Genomic DNA, 1,179 nt, shown 5'->3' with positions numbered 1-1,179 from the left:
TTTGCTCTAGTTTTTCTATAAAATAAAGCAACCATTCATGGTAAGCTTTAATATAAGCTGTGATGAAATGCGTTTTATCTTGTATATGAAGTTTTAATACATCGGAAATTAATTTTCCACGATAAGCAAAAGCTCCTCTTAAAACTTCATCCTGTATAAACTCATCTTCATCTAAAGAGTGATTAAAATTTTCTATATTTTGATAGATTTTTTCTAAAAATTCTAAAGGCAAAAGAAAATCTTTACTGAGTATATTTTCTAAAATTTGTTTTAAAGCTAAAGCATCATTTAAAAATCTTTTAGCATTTTCTTGGTCTTTTTGTATTTTTTCTTTGAATTTAACTAGGAGTTTATCACTTCTATTTTTAGTTAAACTTTTTGGAAGTTCAAATTTGGGTTTTTCTTTTGTAAGGAGTTTTTCACAACATTCTTTAAAGGAAAGTTCTTCAGTGAAATTAATCCTTGCTCCACCTTCAGTAGCATTGTAAAATTTAGCCTTTTGATCATTGCAAGCAAAAAGATATTCTAATTTTATACGATAATCATTCCAAGCAATATGAGTTAAAACTTCTCCTTTACCTGCATAGGCAGGGACTTTAAGTTTATCTATATTTTCTTCACCGCTAAATTTCTCCCCAAAATCAAAACCTTTTGAGTGTGAATTTCCTTTTTCATCAAAGGCTAAATCTTGCCCTATCATAATAATATTTTTAAATCCCAAAGCCAAAGCTAAAGTGTAAGAAAAATGACTTACATGAGTACCTGTATCTATATAACCAAAGTCATTAAGATTAAAGCGTTGATATAAAGCTTTATTTCTTAAAACAATCATACAATTTTCAGCCTTTAAACTACGCGCGACATTAGGATGCGTAGCACACTCAAGAGCGATAATGCTTTGTTTTAAATTTTCTTTATTTTGAAAAAATTTCATTGCTAGATCAGTAAAATCTAAATTCGTAACATAATCAGGCACTATACCTTCTTTTTCAAGCATACTTAAAGCCCCATCAGCACAAAAGATCACTGCTTTATCTTGATAAGCTTTAAGTAAAGGAAGTTGTTTAGCTAAACTAGGTCCTGCAGAAACTACTATAGCATTTTCGAATTTGTTTTTTCTTTCATTTAAGATTCTTTGAAAAGGAATGCTTTCAAGCATAGAGGGGATGTTTTGTAAAA

Annotated in this window: 1 protein-coding gene; it reads right to left on the bottom strand. The window is 29.2% G+C overall.

Features of this window, described 5'->3' with window-relative positions; all coding sequences use genetic code 11:
* A partial coding sequence (locus BGS40_RS07525; RefSeq protein WP_141085140.1) for a motility associated factor glycosyltransferase family protein occupies positions 1-1,179 on the bottom strand: 1,179 nt, incomplete at both ends.

This window comes from Campylobacter sp. 107 (genome assembly GCF_002383835.1).
Classification (GTDB): Bacteria; Campylobacterota; Campylobacteria; order Campylobacterales; family Campylobacteraceae; genus Campylobacter_D; species Campylobacter_D jejuni.
Note: the sequence above shows the minus strand (reverse complement) of the source record. Positions and strands in the feature narration are given on the sequence as shown.